The sequence below is a fragment of the Pontiella desulfatans genome, from assembly GCF_900890425.1.
In the GTDB taxonomy this organism is placed as follows: Bacteria; Verrucomicrobiota; Kiritimatiellia; order Kiritimatiellales; family Pontiellaceae; genus Pontiella; species Pontiella desulfatans.
Map to the genome: position 1 here is coordinate 1,041,968 of NZ_CAAHFG010000003.1, position 22,332 is coordinate 1,064,299.

Sequence of the window (22,332 nt, forward strand, 5' to 3'; positions counted from 1 at the left end):
TTGACCCTGTAGTAAATCAAAGGGTTGTTTGCTGGTAATGAGATCCATGCACTTCTGGTGGGGATCATTGCAGGCAGAAATGAGTACAAAACACGCATAATAGTCCGACAACAAGGAGGTACATGATGAGGAAAACAGGTTATATTTTGATTGCTTCGGTTTTAATGGCTGGGCTGGCTTCGGCGCAGATCTGGTCGGAAGATTTTGATCCGGCTCCGGTGCTGAATGAAGATGGATTCGGTGAGATCACCAATGAGTGGTCGACCGGGCAATGGATTCATACCAAGGCTTCGAATGTCTCAAATGTTGTGGAAGGTGTGACCAACCTGGTTCTCCAGTTAAGAAGCGATGGTGGATCCAATGTGGGTGATACCGAGGGGGCCGGCATTTCATTGGATGGCAGCCTGTTCTCTTCCGCCGGCACCTACGCCGTTGAAGTCGCGGTTCTTTCGGATTCGAACAGTGTCGGGGCATTGGGCGTAAGTATTTATGATGCCGATATCGGTTCCGGCGGAACCAATAGCTACCGGCTGGATACGAAAATGAATTTGAAGAATGTCTGGCTCGATGTGAATGCTGTCGGTGATGCCTCGGCCACGCTGCTGACTCAGGCCAAGCTCGTTGCCGGCACCACCAATCAGGTTGTCTTTTCCTATGACGGCAGTGGCGATGTGGTTCTGATGCTGGGGGCCATGCAACGCTGGGTTGACGTCCAGAGTCTTCTTAAAATTGATGATATCAGCGTGGATGTGGCAGCCGCCAACAATGCACCGGTCTTTTCCGCCGATTCTATCACCAATCTGGCGGCGGGAGCGGAGGGGGCGGCCTACAGCGACACCATTGCCGGCACGGCGACGGATGTCGATCCGGATACAATTTCCTATTACAAGGTTTTCGGCCCAGACTGGCTGGTTGTTGCCTCCGACGGCTCCCTTTCGGGAACTCCGCCTAACGGAGCAGATGGACTTAACCGGTTCGAAATCTGGGTGACCGATGGAAATGGCGGCTACGACGGCGTCGATCTCGAAATCACCGTGACTGATACCCTGAACAATCCCCCGGTATTCACTTCAGATCCGATTTTAAAGAAGTTTGCCTTCGTCGACCTGGCCTACAGCGAATCGATGAGTGTGGACGTCTTCGACAACCAGGGTGACCCGATCACCTTCGCCAAGGTGGGTTATACGGGTTTCGGGGCGGACTGGCTGCAGATCAGTACAAATGGCACGCTGACCGGTACGCCCACAGGTGAAAATTTGGGGGCGGCCGAGTGGCAGGTGGAGATCAGCGACGGCTTGCTGGCGAGCACCGGCACACTGTCCATTACCGTGAATCCGCCTGCAATATGGTCGGAGAATTTCGAGACGGCGTCTCTGACCGATGCGGGGGCCGATGGTATTGCCTATGTACCTACCGATGTTACGACGAATGAATGGATCGGTGCCGACGGCAATGGTGCCGATATCATTGATTCAGGAACCTCAATGGAACTGAAGGTGTATTCCCGTAACCAGGCCGATGACCGGAACCGGGGCGCCGCAATTGCGCTTGGAGCAGACGAGTTCTCGGATGGAGCAGGCGATTATTTACTGAATTTCGACTATACATTCCGGAATCAGGGAAGCTTGGTCATTAAGATTTGGGAAACATCCGCGAATAGTGGAAGTTACGGCATGCAGGTGGAAGACACTACTACTGCTCCGGCGGACGGGTCGAATTTCGTGGTCGTGCCGACCGGCGATGCGGTCACGAATCTGCTCGTGACCCAGACCTATGGAGCGGGTGACGACGGTAAGAACCACACCATCGATTTCTCTTATGGAGGAATTGGCGATGTGGTCATCCAGATCTATTCCACCGGTAAATCCCGAACGCAGCGCGTCGATAACCTGGGCGTGTTCTTCGCTGAAGATCTGGCCAATCCATATGCAGTATGGGCCTCCTCTTATGAATTGGTTTACGGGCCGGAGGGCGACGATGATGAAGATGGTCTGAGCAATCTCTATGAATATGGTCTGGGTCTTGATCCGACCAATACGGTCGACCCCAATGCCGTTGCGGATGGTGCGTTGCCGACTTTTGGAAATGGTTCCGGAGGTATGGAATACATCCATGCACAGCGCACGGATGACAGTTCCCTGACATACTACCTGGAGCTCGACGGTGATCTTGTCAATGCGCCGGGTTGGACCAATGTCGGCTACACCGTAACAGGCACCAACATAACGGGGGGCACATTTGATTATGTTACGAATGCCATCCCGACGACTGACGCCCAGAAGTTCATTAGACTGGTTGTTGAGCAGCAGTAGGAATCTAGATTAACGGAATGTTTTCCGCCGCTTTGTCGGCGGGGATTAACAAAAGGAGAAAGCACATGATGAAAATGATAAGAATGATGGTTGGCCTGTCGCTGATGGCCGGAATCGCTTCGGCTACACCGATTCTGGATGAAACATTTGATACATCGGTCGGACTGGTCATTGATAACAATGCCCAGTTTACCAATGAGGTTGCCTGGGGGCAGTGGGTCGGCACCGCCGATGCTGTAGAGAATGTTGGAAGCTTGAAGGTGGTCGGTACCGATGGTAAGACGCGCGGTGTTTTTATCTCGTTGAATGAGTCTGAATTTGCCGATGAGGTGGCTGATTATCGATTGACACTTCATTGGTCGATGACGCTGAGTGCTGACAGTTATCTAAAGACCCAGATTTTCGAAGCGGATATCGGTTCCGGCGGTGTGGGTAACTATTATTTGATCGATTCCTATGCGGGTTCAGGCACCGGACCCAGCATGAGCACAACAGGGGATGCCTTCAAGAATCAGATTACCAATACGGTTTCGGTGGCCGGGATCGTTAATAATCAGGAACAGGTGATCGAATTCAGTACAGATGGGACGCATGATGTTGCGATGGTATTTGCTCATATGTCAACTTCAGCTACTAAAGGTGTACTCTATCTTGAAGATGTCCGCCTGGAAGTCATTCCTGAACCGGCGACGCTGGGTCTGGTTGTTGCGACCGGAACCGGTATTCTGTTCATCCGCCGCCGTCTCATGATGTAGGTTCCGGGTGCAGTTGAAATGAAGAACCTCCTCCTTGCGGGGAGGTTTTTTTCAGCCATGCCAAGAGCAGTAATGGGCAAAACATAATTAAAGAGAACAAGCAGGGATGCACTATGAAGAGAATCACGAGTACACTTTTAGTTGGAATGTTATGCCTTTCGGTTGTCGCGAAGCCGTCGCAGCCCAATATCCTCCTGATTCTGGCGGATGATCTGGGCTATGCGGATTTGAGTATCCATGGTTGCACGCAATTTAAGACGCCGAATATTGATTCCATCGGGCAGGGTGGGGTGCGTTTTAAGCAGGGCTATGTCAGCAATTCGGTCTGTGCTCCTTCGCGAGCCGGGCTGTTAACGGGCCGCACCGGGATCGGATTCGAAGGCAACGCGGATGCCGTGAATGGTCTTGACCTGAGTCTGGAGACCATGGCCGATACACTGAAACGTGCGGGTTACGGCACCTCCTGCATCGGCAAGTGGCATCTGGGAGCGCAGGATACGCACTATCCAACCCAGCGCGGATTTGATTATTTCTGTGGTCTGCGCGAGGGTTCCCGAACCTATTTTTATGACGAAAGCAACAGCGATTCGCCCGGTAATCCGCACGGCATCGAACTCAACGGAAAGCAGATCAAATTTGAGGGCTATCTGACCGATTTCCTGACCGACCAGGCGATCGGGGTGATCGACCGCCATACCGCATCCATGCCGGATAAACCGTTTTTTATGTATCTCTCCTACACCGCTCCCCATGGACCGATGCAATGCAAGCCCGGCACCGAAATCCAGAACCTGTCAACTAAAAGCGAAAAGCGCCCTGTTTATGCCGCCATGGTGGTTTCGCTCGATGAAGGGATCGGGCGTGTGCTTCAGACATTGGAAGACAAAGGGTTAAAAGAGAACACATTGGTTGTATTTCTGAGCGACAACGGTGGCCCGACCTACAAGAACGGTTCAAGTAATTGGCCGCTGAAGGGCAAAAAGGGATCAACCGATGAGGGGGGACTGCGTGTGCCGTTCTTGCTTCAGTGGCCGGAAAAAATCCCGGCGGGGCAAATTCGCGATGATATGGTTATCAGCCTCGACCTGCTGCCTACGTTTTCTTCGGTGGCCGGGGTTGAACCGCCGGAAAAGATGTCGGGACTCAACCTGATGCCGTATCTGACCAATCCACAAAATGCGCTTGCTGACCGTGGGTTTTTCTGGCGGCGGGCCGGGATGAAAAACTGCGCTTTGCGTTCGGGTGATTATAAGTGGATTGAAAACCGCAATAAAGGCGAGCAATACCTGTACAACCTGAAGGACGATATTTCGGAAAAGAATAACCTCGTTACAGAATTTCCCGAGGTGGCGGAAAGGATGAGGTCGGAATACGTGAAGTGGGAATCTACCATTCCTGACCCTCCCCCGGTTGAATCATCGTCTGAATAGAAGAACAAAAAGAAGGAGAGGAAAAAATGAGGGCGAGCATATTGGCATGGGTGGTTTTTGGGTGCCTCGGGGCCGTGGCGCAGCAGGAGCGGGTGGATACGCCGGACTGTAACAGTCTTTCCGATTATGCAAACGGAGGAAGCTGGAACGAATTTCGCTTTGAGGTGGTAGAGCGGGTGGATGATGCGCTTGCCAACGATGGCAATGCTTTCAAGTGTATACGCGGCAAGGATTTTTTCGGCAAGGAAGTGTATGGTTATGACCGGCTGGACAGCGGCACGGCGCAGTCGATCATTCCATGCCCGGAACCGGGATCGCAGTATGTTTTTTCAGCCCGGGCACGGTTGAGCGGGGCGGGAAACAACGGCAGGGTTTTCGTGGAGTTCATCAATGATGCCGGTGTCAAAACCAATGCAGTCGAGTTCATAGTAAGTGCTGCGAACTATACCGATTTTTCGCAGACCTTTACGGTTCCGTCCGATGCGGTCTGGTGCCATGTGTGGATTCTGCAGAACGATCCGCAGGATGCCGCCATGCTGGTGGATTCTGTTTCGCTGAAATCAGCTGACCCCGATGACACACCCGCAGTGCCGACCGGGTTGGCGATTGACGACAAAAGCTCCTCTATGGTGCGTTTGCAGTGGAACGCCGTGGCCGGGGCGAACGGATACCTGATTGAGCGAAAGCATGATTCAGATAACAGCACCAAATGGAGAACGGTTGTCAGAACCTTTGAAGGTGGCGGGCAGACCAACTTCCTGGATGCTGTGGATACTTCGACATCCAAAGTTCTCGAGCCCGGCGTAAAATATGACTACCGCATATCCGCATTCGGCGACTACGGGAATTCGGCCGCTTCGAGTGTGGTGTCTGTGACGCTGGATACGCGTACGGACTCGCCTGGCGGTACAACCTACTATATCGATGCGACGGGCGGCAGCGATTCTAATGCGGGGACCTCGGAGGGCACGGCCTGGCAAAGTTTTATTCCGCTTGATCGCCTGAATCTGGCGGCGGGCGATTCCGTCTTTCTGAAAAGAGGCGAAAGCTGGAATGAGCCGATGAACCTGCACGGCGGCGGTGCGGCGGGCAGCGAAGTTGTGGTTTCTTCGTATGGATCCTCAACCAATAAGCCGATCATCAACGTGGAGTCGCGGGCGCACGCAGCCATCCGCATGATCGATGTCTCACACGTCCGGATTTCCGATCTTGAGATTGCCAACTTTCATCCTTTCCATCGGAAGGTGCGGCGTTATGCGTTGGAAGCGGGATCCTGGCAGGCGGTTGGTGTGACCAATCTGCATTTCAATAATCTGTTCGTCAATGGCGTCCGCTGTGTGGCTAACCGTGGCGATGGGGGGTCGGCTTCGGACGGGCGCGGCGGTGCCGGCTTGCGGGTGGTCGGTAATATCCGGAGCGAGGATACGAAGGAAATGATCTATGATGTGAGCATAACCGATTGCCGTTTTGAAGATGTTGAAATGTTTTCGATGCACCTACACGACATTGATGGGCTGGTGGTTTCCAACAATGTGGCCGAACGCTCCGGTTTTTGTGCAATCCTGACCCGCCGCCTCTTTAATGCGGTGATTTCCCATAATCGCTTTTACGATGGCGGCTATTATGAAACCTGCGACGATAATGCGCACATCGGTTTCTACGGTGGCAGCGATGTGGTGATTGAGCACAACCTGATCGATACCACGCATAATACCGCTTCGGGGCAGTCCATGAATTTTGATGGCACCGACAACTATACGATTCAGTACAACTATATGAAGGACAGCGAAGCGGGCAGCTTCGTACTGAACCACCAGGCATCAAACAATGTGTTCCGGTACAATGTCTCTGAAGGGATCGGTGAAACCCAGTGGATGCGGAACCTCGGGGCGCTCGATACGCATATCTACAACAACACCGTTTACCTGAAGCCGGGCCAGGATGTAAATTTTATCTATAACGGCCACACCATCAATGCCGCGGAGGACCCCGCAACGAATGTGTGGTGCCATAACAATATTTTCTACAGCGCCGGCGGAACCATCACGGGCGATTTAATCAACAGCATTCCGGGTTCGTCAGGGATATTCATCAGCAACAATGTCTATTATGGAACCTTTACCGAGTTGCCGGTGGAAGATGGGCATCCGCTGTATGCCGATCCGCAGTTCGAGGGGCCTATTGGCTCGGGAAGTGTTGACGGTTTCCAACTCTTGGAAACTTCGCCCTACATCGAGTCAGGTATAATTATCTCGAACAACGGAGGCCTCGATTATTGGGGTACCCCGGTGTCCGCTACCAATGCCCCCTCTATCGGTGCCCACCAACCGGTCGGCATTTCCGCTCCAACGTTGATTTGGGAAGAGACCTTTGCCGGACAGACGATGACGGATCCGGCGGATAATCCTGCAAAAAACATTGCAAAGCAGTACAACGATTTGTGGATAGAATCAAATGGCGGGGTAACAAACGGCGGTGATGGTGCGAGGGCTATTCTTTCGACCGGCGGAAGCGGACAATCCCGGGATATGTATTATATTCTTTCGGGTGATTCGATCGGTGCTGGTGATTACGAACTGACGTTGGAAGTTGACAATATCGGAAATAACGGTTGGCTGGATGTTGCTGTTTTCGATGTGTACAACGGTACCGGCACGTCCGGGGACTGCGTGGAGTATGATTTCCTTGGTGGACAGGGCGCCACATTCGGAGCAACGATGGGGCCGAGCCCTGTATCCGGCGCCCCGACTGCCAAGACAAACCAATTGGGTACAACGCTTCGTATCGGCGGACTGGCCGACAACGATGTGCCATCGGTGGTCGGCATGCATACGATCCCGTTCTCGTATGATGGAAACGGTGACCTCGTCTTGGCTTTTATTGCAGGAGCAAATGTAAGCAATGGAAAGTCCAGCTATTTCGACAGCCTGCAAATCAGAAAGGTCAGCGATAATTCGGCATACAGCACATGGTCGAACAGCTACAGTCTGGTTTATGGGCCGGAGGGCGACGATGATGTTGACGGGCTGAACAACCTGGCCGAATACGGGATCGGCGGGAATCCAACCAATGGATTTGTGGACGGCAACCTTCCAACCTTTGGAAGCGGCTCGGCCGGACTTGAATACATCTATGCCTATCGTGCCGATGATGCAACGTTGGATTACACGCTCGAAACAACAACCAACCTGATTTCGAATGTCTGGACCAATACCGGATATAACGTGACGGGAACCAATCAGGCCGGCGGTACGTTCGGCTATGTGACGAACCTGATCGATTCCGCCGAAAGCAAAAGATTCATTCGCCTGAAAATTGAGAGGAATTGAGTCCAGTATGCGGGTGTTAGGGGTACTGATTGGAATTTTGGGTTTCGCTTTGGTTAGCAGCGCGCGTGAACGGCCGAATATCGTATGGCTGGTGAGTGAAGACAATTCGGCCGGTTGGTTGAGGCTCTATAGTGAAACCGGTGCACCGATGCCGAACATCGAAAAGCTGTCAAAACAGGGACTGGTTTTTAATCATGCCTTTTCCTGCGGAGCAGTTTGTTCGGTGGCTCGCAGCACGATTATTTCCGGTTGTTATGCACCGCGCACCGGTACCCAGTATCATCGGAAACAGAAAACCGTCGGTATGCCCGATGGTCTTAAAATGTTTCCGTGGTATCTGCGGCAGGCTGGATACTACACCTCCAATTGCTACAAGGAGGATTATAATTTTGATCCAGCTGAAAAGAAGGGCGTCTGGGATGATTCGTCCAAGAAGGCAACGTATCGCAACCGTAAGCCGGGACAGCCGTTCTTCCATGTGCAGAATTATCACACCACGCACGAAAGCCGGATGCATCCGACCAATAAGGAATACATCCGGAAGCCTGAAACAGACGCAGCTTCCGTTGGACTCTTTCCGTATCATCCGGACACAAAAACCTTCCGTGAGGCCTATGCCCGCTATCTCGACCTCCACACGATGCTGGATGCTGAGATGGGGCAGTTTATCCAGAAGCTGGAAGCAGAGGGGCTGATGGAGGACACCTTTATATTTTATTACGGTGACCATGGCGGCGTGCTTCCGCGCGGGAAGGGTTACATTTATGAGAGCGGCTTGCGGGTGCCGATGGTGGTTTATGTGCCCAAAAAATGGAAACATCTTGTCCCGGCCGCACCTGGCAGCTGCATCGATGGATTCGTGGAGTTTGTTGATCTTTCCGCAACGGTGCTCAATCTGGCAGGCATTGAAATCCCCGCGGGGATTGACGGAAAACCCTTTCTCGGAAGAGGGGTCGATCTCGACGAACTGAACCGGCGCGATACGGCCTTCGGCTATGCCGACCGTTTTGATGAAAAATATGATCTGGTGCGCACCCTGCGCAAAGGGCGCTTTAAATACATGCGCAATTATCAACCCTTCAATTTCGACGGGCTGCACAATGTCTACCGTTATAAAATGCCGGCCTACCGGGAATGGCGTGAACGGTATGAAGCGGGAGGTCTCCATGCGGACCAGCGGCGCTTTTTTGAGCCCCGGCCTCCCGAGTGTCTTTATGATTTGGAGAAGGATCCGCACGAAATAAACAATCTCGCAGACGACCCCGTTTATGCAGGCAAGCTGATCGAGCTGCGCCGCCTGATGCAGGCCCGAATTACGTCTATGCCGGATCTCAGCTTTATTCCGGAATCGGTTTTTTTAGCCGGAGGACGTAAAAACCCAACCTCGTATGCAAAGGAACACAAAGAAGAAATTGCAGGACTGGTTGATATTGCCGACCTGCAGATGAAGCCGTTTCTTGAAGCAAAAGGACAGATCGCAAAGGCGCTGTCGTCGGAGAATCCATGGGAGCGTTATTGGGCACTGATTACCTGTAGTGCCTTTGGTCAGCAGGCGGCGCCGTTCTTCGATAAGGCGAAGTCGATGGCTGCAGCCGATGAAGAGCGCCTGGTGCGCGTCCGCGCAGCCGAGTTTCTGGGGCTGACCGGGACGGCTGACCCGCGCCCGGTCGTGATGGATGTACTGCGCCAGACCACCGATCCGGTTGAAGCTAATTTGATTCTTAATACCGCGGCTTTGCTACAGGAAACCAATCCCGGCTGTCGATTTGATTTGGGAGAGTTCCATTCTGCGGCATGGGCAAAAAATAAAACAAGCCTGGCCCGCAACCGGTTGGATTATCTGGCTGGTGAAAACCAATTCTGAACGCATCACTTTTTGGAGTACTTATGAAACTGAAATCAACCACGTGCCTACTATTTATTCTATTCACTGTATCTACCATAGCGGTGCATACGGAACAGTGGCGAAATCCTGAGGTGTTCAGGGTCAACAAAGAGGCTGCACATGCCGAGTTTGTCATCTTCTCCGACCGCGAGTCAGCGGTGGCCCCGCTCGATATCTCCAACCCCTGGAGTGGAGATTGTTATCAGAGCCTGAATGGGGACTGGGATTTTAGCTGGTATTCGAATCCGGGTGTGGTTCCGACCGATTGGTTCTCTCCCGAATTTGAAGGGGATTGGGGGAGTATACCGGTTCCTGGAAGTTGGCAGACCTATGGGTATGACCGCTTGTATTATGTAAATACAACGCTTCCGTTTTTTTACCGGTATGATCAGAAAAACGGGACAGGACGACCCGAGTTTTCCGGAAAGGAAGAGACGGATGCGAGTGCCATTGCCGGATTTGTTCCGGAGGATGCCGTATCCGTGGGGTGCTACCGTAAATGGATTGATCTATCTGAAGAACGGTTTAACCAGCGCGTAGTTCTGCGTGTCGGAGCGGCCGAGGCCGGACTGGCGGTCTTTGTGAACGGAAAAGAGGTCGGCTATAGTCAGGACAGCCTGACGCCGGCAGAATTCGACATTTCCTCCTACCTGAAACCGGGCAGGAACCTGCTGGCCCTCAAAGTCTACCGCTGGACGGACGGCAGCTATCTTGAAATCCAGGATATGGTTCGTTATGCCGGAATCTATCGCGATGTTTTCCTGCGCTTTGAGCCGAAAACCCGGATTCGTGATGTCTATTTTATGGGGACGCCGGAGGAATCCCTGAAAACGATCCATGCAGAATACCGTGTCGAAATCGAATCGGAATCGTCCAATGGTCACAATGCCGCAACGGTTGAGTTTGAGCTGCTTGATGCCTCCGAAACGGTTGCACACTGGACGGACTCGGTTTCTGCTTCATCCATGGTCAAGGGTACGCGGTCGTTTGAAGGGCTCAAGCTGTGGAGCCCGGATCAACCCAGTCTATACACGTTGCTGACGACGTTGAAGGATGCTGATGGAAACGTACTGCAGGTCTCCCGGATCGATACCGGATTCCGGAGGTTTGAAAGCCGCGATGGCAATCTTTATCTGAATGGGCAGCGTTTTTTCATTAAGGGTGTTAATCGGCATGAGCATGATCCGAAGCTGGGGCGTCAGGTCTCGGTTGATTCCATGGTCCGTGACCTGGAGCTGATGAAGCAAAGCAACATCAATACCGTTCGAACCTCGCACTATCCGAATGACGAGCGCTGGTACTACCTCTGCAACCGGTATGGCATGGTATTGGTTGATGAAGCCAACGTGGAGTCTCATGCGGTTGCTGTCGTTCCGGGCAATCATCCTCAATGGATTCCGCAGTCCGTGGACCGGATGGTCAATATGGTCGAGCGCGACAAGAATCATCCGTCGGTCTTTATCTGGTCGCTCGGTAACGAACAGGGGCATGGATGGTGCAAAGCATTTGATGCGCAGTATGATGCGGCGAAACGGATTGATCCCTCCCGTATGGTGATGTGCGACCGAGGAAACAATAATGAAAATAAACCCACCGAAAACCCAATACGCTTAGACCGACCGGACATGGTCACCCCGATGTACGGTTCCATCCGGCATATGGAAAAGCATGTGGCGAATAAAAAAGATTCCCGTCCGTTTTTCCTGTGTGAATACCGCCATGCCATGGGTAATGCCGTCGGTGCGCTCAAAGAGGTATGGGATTATATCTATACCCATCAGGATGCCCGGGTAAATGGCGGCTGCATTTGGGACTGGGTTGACCAAGGTGTCGAGGCCGTCGATGAAAGTGGAACAGTCTATTATCAATACGGAGGCGACTGGGGAGATTGGGCGGTCAATCGGGGCAACTTCAGCATGAACGGACTGATACTTTCCAATCGCGAACCTACACCTAAGCTGGCCGAGGTGAAGAAGTGCTATGAACCGATCCAGGTTCGGGCTGTTTCCCTTGCGGATGGAACATTCCAGGTGCTCAATCAGTTCAACCAAACCAGCCTGGATGCCTTCCATGTTGGTTGGGAGCTGAGGAGTAATGGAGCAGTTGTTCAGTCGGGACAACTCGGTTCCCTGAAGGTTTCTCCCGGAGAACAGGGCCTTCTGACCATTCCGGCAGTCCGTAATTATCAGGCGAACAAGGAAGAGGTGTTTCTTCGAATCCGTTTTGAAACCATGAAGGATAACGGATTGCTCAAGGCCGGGCATGAAACGGCATTTGCCGAATTCAAGTTGGGTGGGGAGTACGAAGTGACGCTCAAGGCTTCCGATCTTGCGCCACAGATCATTACAGAAGGTGGAAAAACCATCATATCGACGGATAACGGAGTGCTTTGTGCCTTCGATCATCAAAAGGGCATTCCTGTATCACTCTCCATTGATGGACGCGAGCTGTTGGCTCCGACGGACAAGCTGAATGACCGCACCTTTGATCATAATCAGGCCCTGATCGATAATTATATGCGCAAAGGACAAATGCGCCTGGAAGAGTTTGCAGAACTTAAGCTGGGAAATCTCAAGAAAACCGAGCCATCCAGGGTGGAGGTCAGAACGATTGAGAACAAGGCTGTGGTGCGTATCACCACCTCATTTCGCAGCCTTGCAGGAGCAGGCTTCGATGAAACGCAAACCTGGAGCATTGATGGGAATGGACAAATTGAAGTGGTTGAAACTGTCCTTCCGGTTGGGGGGCTGGGAGCGGATGTCTGGATTCCACGGATGGGACTTTGCTTTCAGTTTACCCGGGATCTGGATCAGGTGATGTATTATGGCAAGGGGCCGCATGGAAACTATTCCGATCGTTCATACAGTGCATGGATGGATCTCCACCAAGGTTCTGTTTCCGATTTTTATATTCCTTATGGAAAGCCGCAGGACCATGGAAACCGCGAGGGAGTCCGTTGGATGAAGCTTGCTGACCAGCAAGGGCGCGGCTTAAAAATCATTGCGCCCTCGCCGCTGTCGATGAGCGTGCTGCCCTACACGCAGAAGGAACTGCAGGCCGCACGGCATACCGTTGATCTTCCAGAGTCGTCTGTTACAGAGCTTCGGATTGCTACCCGGGTTTCCGGGGTGGGGAATGGGTCATGCGGTCCACCGACCCTGCCCGAATACCAGGCGCTCTCAGCACCTGCTGAATACCGTTTTGTGTTGGTACCCTTTTCAGGTGAACAAGTCAGAGATGTACGTTAATTTGCAGGAAATGAAAGATGAAGAGATTGATCATTGCTTTAAGCGTTCTGGGTGCCTGCTGTGCCTTCGCTTCCGAAAAACAACCTAATGTCTTGTTTATTGCCGTAGACGACCTGAACCACTATGCCGGGTTCACGGGGCGTAATCCGCAGGCGAAGACGCCGAATATTGATCGGCTGGCCGCTATGGGCACGGCGTTTACACACGCCTACTGTACCGTTCCGGCGTGCAACCCTTCGCGCGGATCGCTGATGTCGGGCATGCGGCCGAGCACGACCGGACTTTATGTGAACAGCCAGAAGTGGAAGGATTTCATTAAGGAAGGGCAGGGGCTGAACCACCACTTCAGGAATAACGGCTATTACACAGCGGCCATGGGCAAGATCTACCATGAAAATACGAAGCCCATTGATTATCCGTCCGGTTGGGACACATATCCGTCGGTTCCTGTGGATGTGAACGGATCAAAAAAACGGGATAAAGTGTCGAAGTATGAGGCCTATTTCGATCCGCTAAAGCACGATTTAACGGATGAGGATCTGGGTGACTGGCACACCGTGAATTTTGCAGTCGAACAGTTGCAGAAAAAACACGATAAACCGTTCTTCATCGCGTGTGGTTTATATAAACCGCATATGCCGTTTGTTGTTCCCCGAAAATATTACGATCTCTTTCCGCTTGAAGAGATCGAGCTTCCTCCGCATCGGAAGGATGACCTGAATGATGTGCCGCCGATTGCGCACACGTTGCCGTCAAACAACGAGGACCATAAGCGAATGCTCGCAGATGATCGCTGGAAATCGGCCATTCAGTCTTACCTTGCAGCATGCGCCTACACCGATATGAACATCGGACGCCTGCTGGATGCGCTGGAAAAGAGTGGTCATGCAGACAATACCATTATTGTGCTCTGGGGTGATCATGGCTGGCATCTGGGCGAAAAACAGAAATGGCGCAAATTTACGCTTTGGGAAGAGGGCACTCGCGCCCCGCTGATCTGGGTTGCTCCCGGCGTCACCAGGCCCGGAACGGTCTGTCGCAGAACCGTGGACTTTCTGACGATTTATCCAACACTGTGTGATCTCGCCGGGCTTCCGTTTCCGGCACACGTTGAAGGGAAAAGCCTGCGACCGTTGCTCGCCGATGTGAACGCGGAATGGAATGAACCTGCGATTACGACGCATGGCTATATGAACCATGCGGTGAGGACGGATCGCTGGCGATATATCCGGTACAGCGACGGCAACGAAGAGCTCTATGACCATTCGAAAGATGAGTACGAGTTTCAGAATCTTGCATCCAATCCGGAGTATCTAGCGGTTAAAAAAGAACTCGCCGCGCTGCTCCCGGCTATAAATACACCTATGGAAAAGAGTGGTGAGCAGAAAAAGAAGTCGCGGAAATGATGTGGCCTCTTTACGAAAAGGATGAGTGATGTTTAAGAAATGGTTTATTCTATCGGTGATTGTCTGTGTCATGAGCCTGGGTGCGGAAGCCCGGGAGGAAGCGGAACAACCCAATATTCTTTTTATCCTGATTGATGATATGGGGTGGATGGATCTGGGATGTTATGGGAACAGGCTTCATCAAACACCGCATATTGATCGGTTGGCCGAGGAAGGGGTGCGCTTTACGCAGGCCTATGCGGCGGCACATATATGTTCACCGACCCGGGGCAGCATCATGACCGGCAAGTTTCCTGCGAGGACGCACATCACGGATTGGATCCCAGGCTGGAAGGAACCGGGCAAGCTGACTCCTCCGGACTGGCAAATGTTTTTACCTGCCGGGGAATTCACGCTGGGCGAGATGCTGCAACAGGCCGGTTATCGAACCGCCTGGCTGGGTAAATGGCATTTGAATGAGGTGCCTGAAGGAAAACGGTCCGGTGCCAAAGAGGGCCATGAAGATCGTATTTCGACTCCGCAGCAGGACCACGGATTTGATGTCGGGACGCAAAACTGGCTGCTCAACAGCAACAAGAATTCATCTGATCCGAAAGGGGTCTTTCAGTTAACCCGGGAAGCGCTGGACTTTATGGATGCGGCGGAAAAACGTCCTTGGTTTATCGGTCTGTCGCATTATTCCGTGCATTCACCGAAACGGTTTAACGAGACCGTTCGCCAGAAATATATTGATGCTTTAGGGGCCGAAGCGAATGCTGCGCAAGCGGGTTATGCGGCCATGGTGGACGCGCTGGATGAGAGCATCGGTCAACTGATGGCCGGCTTGAAAGAACGTGGACTTAATAAAAATACGCTGTTGGTCTTTTTCTCGGATAACGGCGGGCTGGAGGGGCCGACCAGTAATGCGCCGTTGCGGGCAGGTAAAGGGACGCTCTACGAAGGTGGGACGCGCGTTCCATTGATTGTGCGCTGGCCCGGAAAGGTGCCCCAGGGAAAAACGTCGGATGCGATGATCTGTTCCATAGATTTTTATCCCACCTTTGCCGCTGCTGCCGGGGTGAACCAGTTGAAACAGCAGGTGGACGGTATCAATGTGCTGGATCATTTTCTGAAGAATGCACCGGTCGATCGTGATGCGCTGTATTGGCATTACCCCCATTATCATAAAGGGAAACCGGGAAGCTCCATCCGCAAGGGCGACTACAAGCTGATCGAATTCTTTGAGAACGGGAGGCTGGAACTATATAACCTGAAAAATGATCCGGGCGAACGGTATGACCTAGCCACTGAACAGCCGGAAAGGGCCACGGAGCTGCACGGCATGCTGAAACAGTGGCGCATGGAGGCCGGGGCTCAGATGATGGCTAAAAATCCCGATTACAAAGTGGGGTCAACTAAGCCGGGTAAGAAGAAGGGCAACAGATGAACTGGAAATCAGCGCTTTGATTCTTGGCCTGTATCCGTTGAAAACGTTGACGAAGGCGAGATTATTCCCGCTCAACCACCCGACAGGAATCCCGATGTTCCAATTCCTGACTTTATATGAGCATAAAGGCGAGCATCTGAGTTGCCGCAGATAGCGACATGGATGTCGCCTAATGGTCAGTTTTTTGTCGGGTCCGGGTTAACGCTGTATTGAATTCATGTGCCATCTTATGAAATTGCCCGGTGACGAATCTAACGAGCGGTTGGATGCGCTGATTTCAGGGGATGAAGAAGCGCAAGTCTACTACCTCAGGTTAGGAATACTCTTGCAGGAGTTGGAAAACGAATTCCGCGGAGAATGAAAGATGACGGATGTGAGCCGACTTTTAGTCGGCATGGAAAGAATAAGGCACGTAATGAAATTTAAATCTCTACTGGCATTAATCGCTCTAGCGGTTGTGGTGCAAGGCGCTCCGCAGAAACCGAATGTGGTGTTGATTGTATGTGATGATCTGAATGACTATATCACCGGAATTCCTGGGCAGACCGGCCATTCACAAAGCATAACACCGAATGTCGAGAAGTTGGCTTCCTCGGGCGTCGCCTTTCGGCGCGCCTATTCCAACAACCCTGTTTGTGCGCCGTCAAGGGCCAGCTTTTTAACCGGTATCTATGGGCACCACTCCGAAGGGAATGTGTGGCCTAAATGGTATAAATTACCGGTGCTTAAAAACTCCAAATCCCTGATGCACTATTTTAGGGAAAACGGATACGAAGTTGTTGGTTCGGGAAAGTTGATGCACTACCTCAAAAAAGACGAGTGGTCTCATTTTGAACATCAAGCGGACTATGGTCCTTTCGCCTTCGATGGCAAAAACAATGTCGCCCACACGGATGTTCCGAAACCTTTTTCCGAAATCGGCTCGGTGGACGGATCCTACGGTTCCCTGGAAAGCCTGGGCTATCTCAACGACGATGACCCGAAGACGGGCTGGGTCCGTTCCGAAAACTGGGTGCGTAAACCTATGAGATACTCTAGTGATACAGATCGCGATCCCACGCCCGACGAACGCAATGCCGCGTGGGCTGCCACAAAACTCCGCGAATACGCTGCGGATGAGCACAGAAAGCCGTTTTTTCTCGGCGTCGGGTTCATCCGTCCGCACACGCCGCTGCATGTGCCTCAGAAATATTTCGATCGTTTCCCGCTCGATGAAATTCAACTTCCGCTGATCAAAGAAAACGATAATGCTGACACCTATCTGAAGGATTACATCACGGATCCCACCAAGGAAAAGGGCCATCGCTACTTTAAAACGCTTGTTGAGTCCTATGGTGGCGATATGGAGCTTGCCATTAAGACCTTTACCCGAGCCTATCTGGCCTGTGTGACCGCTGTGGACGAATGCATCGGGCAGGTGGTGGATGCCATTGATGATGGGCCCCTTTGTGAAAATACAATCATTGTGCTGGTAAGCGACCACGGCTGGCAGATGGGCCAGAAAGATTTTCTGTTTAAAGGCGCACCCTGGGAGGAAGCCACACGCATACCGTTCATTGTACGTGCGCCCGGAGTCTCGAAGGCCGGCGGTGTGGCTGAGCATCCTGTTTCATTGATCGATCTCTATCCGACGCTCGTGGATCTATGCGGTCTGGAAGGCGACACCAAAAAGAATGAAGACGGGCATGACCTCGATGGCTTCAGCGTGCGGCCCTTTCTGGAAGACCCGCAGGCACAAAACTGGGATGGTCCCGATGGGGCATTGAGTACCTTGAAAGGCGAGCACTGGACGCTGCGTACAAAATGCTGGCGCTATATCCGCTATTCAAACGGCGAAGAGGAGCTCTATGACCACGACAGGGATCCGCATGAATGGAATAACCTCGCCGAAAGCCCGGAATATTCAACAATCAAGGCCGAGTTATACCGCAAGCTGCGTAAACAGGCTGAATTGGATCAATAAATGATAAAGATGAAAAAAAACGGGTGTTTCGCCTGTATCCTGTTTTTCACCGGAAGCCTCTTTGCTGCGACGTCCGACTATAAACTTGTTTGGGCAGATGAGTTCAGCCGGAACGGCGCTCCCGATCCGGAAAACTGGACGTTTGAGCACGGCCATGTGCGCAATCATGAGGCGCAGTGGTATCAGCCCGAGAACGCCTTCTGCACCAACGGACTGCTGGTGATCGAAGGACGGCGCGAGCGCGTCCCCAATACAAACTTCCTGCCCAACTCCAAGCACTGGGCAACGAAGTGGAAGTTTGCCAAATACACCTCGTCCTGTCTCATCACCAAAGGGCTTCATAGTTGGAAATACGGGCGCTTTGAGATGCGTGCAAAAATCGATGTTCGTGCAGGATTATGGCCGGCATTCTGGACGTTGGGTGTCGAAGGTGAATGGCCGGACAACGGTGAAGTCGATATCATGGAATATTACAGAGGCTCCCTGCTGGCAAACGCCTTTTGGGGATCGGGTAAACGTTTCCAGCCCAGAAAGAATGCCGCCAAAAAACCTTTGACGGAACTCGATGATCCCGATTGGGCGGATCATTTCCACATATGGCGTATGGACTGGAATAAGGACTCCATCAAGTTGTATGTCGATGACCTTTTACTTAACGAAATCGATCTGGAATTGACCTACAACCCTCCGGGACACCCCATTGAAAATCCATTCCGCCAACCGCACTATCTGCTCGTCAACCTTGCCATTGGCGGAAGTGCAGGAGGTGATCCTGCTGAAACCGATTTTCCGGCACGCTACGAAATCGATTATGTGAGGGTATACCAAAAATGAAGAAACTGTTGGTCGCCCTAAGCTTACTTTCCAATACCGTGCTACCTGCCGCCCAGTCATGGTTCGGTAACGAGCATTGTACCGAAAAGGGGAGATGGTCCTATGCATAGGATACGATTCTGTATAGGCGCTCTGGCAGGGATGATCGGGCTTGTTTCGGCCGGAGCGGTCCGCAGTCCCAACATCGTATTGATTATGGCCGATGATGTCAGCTGGGAAGCTTTCAGCTGCTATGGCGCGGAGGATTATAAGACACCGAACATTGATCAACTGGCGGCGAATGGGGTTCGGTTCAATCACTGCTATTCCACGCCGTTGTGTACACCGTCGCGGGTGATGATTATGACGGGGCAGTATAACTTCCGGAACTATACCGACTTCGGCTTTTTGGACCCTGCGAGTAAAACCTTTGGACATTTGCTTCAAGAGGAAGGCTACAAAACGGCCATTGCCGGTAAGTGGCAGTTGAACGGCTTGTACAATAAGAATAAACATCGTGACTGGAATGACAATGCGCGGCCCTTCAAGGCTGGGTTTGATGAATATTGCCTGTGGCAGTTGACAAAGGGGAAGAGCGATAAGGATGGAGGGGGAGAGCGGTTCTGGAGTTCGCCACTGGAGACCAATGGACGTTTTGTGCAAGCCAGAGAAAATGCGGGTCGGTACACACCGGATATCATGAGCGACTTTGTTTGCGACTTTATTGAAAAGCATCGAAATGAACCTTTTTTTGTCTATTACCCAACCGTGCTGGTGCACGATCCCTTTGTGCCGACGCCGGATACGATTGGTGATGGCGCGCGGGATCAGAGTGCCAACGAGCAGCCGGATGATACGAAGCAGGTCAAACGGAACTTTGTGGCGATGGTTGAATACCTGGACTACATCGTAGGCAAGGTGGTCCGGAAGCTGGAAGAGGTCGGCCAGCTTGAGAATACCCTGATTCTGTTCACGGCTGATAACGGAACCCACAAACAAATCAGTTCTACCTGGAATGGGGTGCGGATCGACGGCGGCAAGGGAACGATGACCGATATGGGAACCCATGTGCCCCTGCTTGTGTACTGGAAGGGCCGGACCGAGACGGGTGCTGTTATTGATGATCTGGTTGACTTTAGCGATTTCTATCCGACGATTGCCGACGCTGCGGATATCACGCTTGCAGAGGACGATCCCATTGATGGCCGAAGTTTCCTGCCGCAGGCAATGGGGGAGGCGGGAAGGCCGCGAGATTGGGTGCTTTGTCATTATCAGCCCTATTGGGGCAAGTTTGATGTAGGTAAATTTATCCGGACGGCCGAGTACAAGCTATACGGCGACGGGCGTTTCTACCATGTGCCACAGGATTTATACGAAATGCACAATCTGGCCGGCAGTATCCCTGACGGTGAAGTGGCGATCGTGAATGAACATCTTAAAATCGTTCTCGAACATACGCCGGATGTTCCTGGATTCCGGGTCGGGGAAAAACCGGTGCCGTTCAGGAAAATCAGTAATCGGGCGGTTTATCCCGGATGGGACCGTATCCCGGACTTTGAATAACCTATAGAAAGAGATGAAATATGAGGCTTAAGAATAAAACATACATAATGCTTTTGTCAGCGTTGATGCTGAGCTGCGCTGCTTCCGCTAAGCGCGCAGAAAAAACCGTACCGGATTTGACACCGGCTGAAATCACAGCAGCCCGTGAGAGCTTTAAGGGTGCCGTATACCTTGATCCTTCCAAGACTGCCGGTGAACGTGCACGCGACCTGGTGGAACGTATGACGCTGGATGAGAAAATTGCTTATCTGGGCGGTACCGGCTTTGTGACCGACAAGGTGATTGGGCAAACGCAACCCTTAGCTCGCTTAGGGATTCCGAAGTTTAAAATGACGGATGCCACCCTCGGCAGTAAACTGACGAAGGATGCGATCCTTTTTCCTGCCTTTATCGGCCTTGCCGCTTCATTTAATTCGGAGCTGTCCTATGCGTACGGCAAGGCGGTGGCAGAGCAGTGCAAGGCTGGCGGTTACCGCATTCTGCTGGGGCCGGGGGTGAACCTCTATCGGGTTCCTAACTGCGGTCGCAACTTTGAATATCTGGGTGAAGACCCTTTCCTGACTTCGGAGCTGACGGTCCCGTACATCAAAGGCTGTCAGGATGCCGGTGTGCTGGCCACCGTAAAGCATCTCTCCGCTAATAATTCGGATTATATGCGTAAGTCCAGCAACTCGGTGATTGATGAACGGACATTACATGAAATTTACTTCCCGCCCTTTGTTGCTGCCATTGAGAAGGCTGATGTAAAGGCGGTGATGACCGCCTACAATTTGCTGAACGGGGAGTGGGCGGCAGAGAGCCGCTGGTTGGTGACGGACATGTTGCGTAATTCCTGGGGCTTTGACGGGATGGTGATGACCGATTGGTGGTCTGTCTATAATACGGAAAAGCTGATTACTTCCGGTGTGGATATTGAGATGCCGGCGGCCAAGGTCCTGGCTGCTGACCAGGTTCGTGCGATGCTGAGCAATGGCGTAATTACCAAAGCCTATCTGGATGAACGTATTCAGTGCAGCCTGCGTCCCTGCATCGAAATGGAGCTGCTGGAGGTGGAACATAGACAGCCGGAGATGCGCCAAAAATGGCCGGAACATCAGCAGGTGGCTGAAACGATTGGCCGGGAAAGCCTGGTGTTGCTGAAAAACGAAAACAACCTGCTGCCACTCGATCGATCAAAAGTGAAAAATATTGTGCTCTACGGTGGAAATGCCGTTGAAACCGTGGCGACTGGTGGAGGGGCGGCTGGTTTTGATCCGGGTAAAAATTTTGTGACCTATGAACAGGCAATCAAAAAGGCGGCTGGAGAAAACGTTACGGTGAGTTACCTGCCGAAACTGAACAGGAAAAAACTGCAGGGCGCAGATGCTGTCGTGGTCTTCTTGACTATGGTTGAACATGAGGCCATGGATCGTAATTTCGTGCTGGATGAAGACTCCCGCTATGCGTTGGCGCGGATTACAGAGGCTAATCGAAATGTAATTGCCGTGGTCTCTCTGGGCGGAGGGGTGGAGATGGCCTCCTGGGTCGATGATGTTGAGAGTCTGATTTATGCATGGTATCCGGGAACCTATGGAGCCACGGGGCTGGGGGAGATGCTCTTTGGCGACGTCAATCCATCCGGCAAGCTGCCGATCACTATTGAAAAGCGAGTGGAGGACACCCATTACCATGGCAATTATCTGGCCGAAGGAACCGTGCTTCCGCGCATGTTCCCGGGCTTTGGCTGGAAGGCACCGATTCATGATGTGAACTATGCCGAGGGCATCTTCACGGGCTATCGCTGGTATGACAGCAAGGCGATAGAGCCGTTGTTTCCGTTTGGTTTTGGACTCAGCTATACCCGCTTTGAAATCGCTGAACCGAAGCTTTCTTCCAGTACGCTAAAATCCGGGGAAACTCTGACTGTTCAGGTGGAGGTGTCCAACTGTGGCGACCAGGAAGGGGCGGAAGTCGTGCAACTTTATGTGAGTGATCTGGAGGCCGGAGTGCCGCGTCCGGAAAAAGAGCTGAAGGGATTCCGGAAGGTGTCGCTTAAACCGGGAGAGAGCCGGGTTGTGACGCTGAAAGTGAACGAGCGTGACCTGGCCTTTTGGGATCCGGAATCCAAGGGTTGGAAAACGGAACCAGGACGTTTTGAAATTCGGGTCGGCAGCTCGTCGCGTCATATAACCGGCACAGCCGCATTTGAGTATATTCGCTAAA

The 22,332-nt window shown here is 52.3% G+C and carries 12 protein-coding genes; all 12 read left to right on the plus strand.

The genetic code is table 11. From position 1 onward, the window contains the following. The first annotated feature begins 122 nt into the window (after positions 1-122). The 12 genes from E9954_RS24815 (at position 123) to E9954_RS24870 (ending at position 22,331) form a co-directional block, all read left to right on the plus strand. Positions 123-2,312, plus strand: coding sequence for an Ig-like domain-containing protein (locus E9954_RS24815; RefSeq protein WP_136081956.1), 2,190 nt, complete (start codon positions 123-125; stop codon positions 2,310-2,312). 65 nt (positions 2,313-2,377) lie between these two features. Continuing rightward, positions 2,378-3,067: a PEP-CTERM sorting domain-containing protein gene (locus tag E9954_RS24820; protein ID WP_168442586.1), complete on the plus strand. Its 690-nt coding sequence runs from the start codon at positions 2,378-2,380 to the stop codon at positions 3,065-3,067. A gap of 113 nt (positions 3,068-3,180) precedes the next feature. Then, positions 3,181-4,497 (plus strand): sulfatase, encoded by a 1,317-nt coding sequence (locus E9954_RS24825; protein ID WP_136081958.1) that lies wholly within the window; start codon positions 3,181-3,183, stop codon positions 4,495-4,497. Between the two features lie 26 nt (positions 4,498-4,523). After that, complete coding sequence (locus E9954_RS24830; protein ID WP_136081959.1) at positions 4,524-7,826, plus strand: right-handed parallel beta-helix repeat-containing protein; 3,303 nt, start codon at positions 4,524-4,526, stop codon at positions 7,824-7,826. 7 nt (positions 7,827-7,833) lie between these two features. Beyond that, entirely contained in the window at positions 7,834-9,690 is a 1,857-nt protein-coding gene (locus tag E9954_RS24835) for a sulfatase-like hydrolase/transferase (RefSeq protein WP_136081960.1), read from the plus strand. A gap of 23 nt (positions 9,691-9,713) precedes the next feature. Next, on the plus strand, positions 9,714-12,959 hold the full coding sequence (locus E9954_RS24840) for a glycoside hydrolase family 2 TIM barrel-domain containing protein (protein WP_136081961.1): 3,246 nt from the start codon (positions 9,714-9,716) through the stop codon (positions 12,957-12,959). 17 nt (positions 12,960-12,976) lie between these two features. After that, positions 12,977-14,365 carry a sulfatase gene (locus E9954_RS24845; RefSeq protein WP_136081962.1) on the plus strand — a complete coding sequence of 463 codons (1,389 nt, stop codon included), beginning with the start codon at positions 12,977-12,979 and terminating at the stop codon, positions 14,363-14,365. Between the two features lie 28 nt (positions 14,366-14,393). Continuing rightward, on the plus strand, positions 14,394-15,791 hold the full coding sequence (locus E9954_RS24850; RefSeq protein WP_136081963.1) for a sulfatase: 1,398 nt from the start codon (positions 14,394-14,396) through the stop codon (positions 15,789-15,791). A gap of 364 nt (positions 15,792-16,155) precedes the next feature. Beyond that, the gene (locus E9954_RS24855; protein ID WP_136081964.1) at positions 16,156-17,754 is read left to right on the plus strand and encodes a sulfatase; all 1,599 of its coding nucleotides are present in this window, start codon (positions 16,156-16,158) and stop codon (positions 17,752-17,754) included. After that, positions 17,755-18,588, plus strand: coding sequence for a glycoside hydrolase family 16 protein (locus E9954_RS24860; protein WP_222847309.1), 834 nt, complete (start codon positions 17,755-17,757; stop codon positions 18,586-18,588). Between the two features lie 102 nt (positions 18,589-18,690). Further along, complete coding sequence (locus E9954_RS24865; protein WP_136081965.1) at positions 18,691-20,130, plus strand: sulfatase-like hydrolase/transferase; 1,440 nt, start codon at positions 18,691-18,693, stop codon at positions 20,128-20,130. 20 nt (positions 20,131-20,150) lie between these two features. Beyond that, positions 20,151-22,331: a beta-glucosidase family protein gene (locus E9954_RS24870; protein ID WP_136081966.1), complete on the plus strand. Its 2,181-nt coding sequence runs from the start codon at positions 20,151-20,153 to the stop codon at positions 22,329-22,331. Position 22,332 lies beyond the last annotated feature (1 nt).

What these genes read in the sequence shown, in the direction of transcription:
- E9954_RS24855 (WP_136081964.1), top strand. Translation starts at nt 16,156, where the DNA reads ATGACGGATGTGAGCCGACTTTTAGTCGGCATGGAAAGAATAAGGCAC.
- E9954_RS24815 (WP_136081956.1), top strand. Translation starts at nt 123, where the DNA reads ATGATGAGGAAAACAGGTTATATTTTGATTGCTTCGGTTTTAATGGCT.
- E9954_RS24870 (WP_136081966.1), top strand. Translation starts at nt 20,151, where the DNA reads ATGAGGCTTAAGAATAAAACATACATAATGCTTTTGTCAGCGTTGATG.
- E9954_RS24840 (WP_136081961.1), top strand. Translation starts at nt 9,714, where the DNA reads ATGAAACTGAAATCAACCACGTGCCTACTATTTATTCTATTCACTGTA.
- E9954_RS24865 (WP_136081965.1), top strand. Translation starts at nt 18,691, where the DNA reads ATGCATAGGATACGATTCTGTATAGGCGCTCTGGCAGGGATGATCGGG.
- E9954_RS24850 (WP_136081963.1), top strand. Translation starts at nt 14,394, where the DNA reads ATGTTTAAGAAATGGTTTATTCTATCGGTGATTGTCTGTGTCATGAGC.
- E9954_RS24825 (WP_136081958.1), top strand. Translation starts at nt 3,181, where the DNA reads ATGAAGAGAATCACGAGTACACTTTTAGTTGGAATGTTATGCCTTTCG.
- E9954_RS24845 (WP_136081962.1), top strand. Translation starts at nt 12,977, where the DNA reads ATGAAGAGATTGATCATTGCTTTAAGCGTTCTGGGTGCCTGCTGTGCC.
- E9954_RS24820 (WP_168442586.1), top strand. Translation starts at nt 2,378, where the DNA reads ATGATGAAAATGATAAGAATGATGGTTGGCCTGTCGCTGATGGCCGGA.
- E9954_RS24860 (WP_222847309.1), top strand. Translation starts at nt 17,755, where the DNA reads ATGATAAAGATGAAAAAAAACGGGTGTTTCGCCTGTATCCTGTTTTTC.
- E9954_RS24835 (WP_136081960.1), top strand. Translation starts at nt 7,834, where the DNA reads ATGCGGGTGTTAGGGGTACTGATTGGAATTTTGGGTTTCGCTTTGGTT.
- E9954_RS24830 (WP_136081959.1), top strand. Translation starts at nt 4,524, where the DNA reads ATGAGGGCGAGCATATTGGCATGGGTGGTTTTTGGGTGCCTCGGGGCC.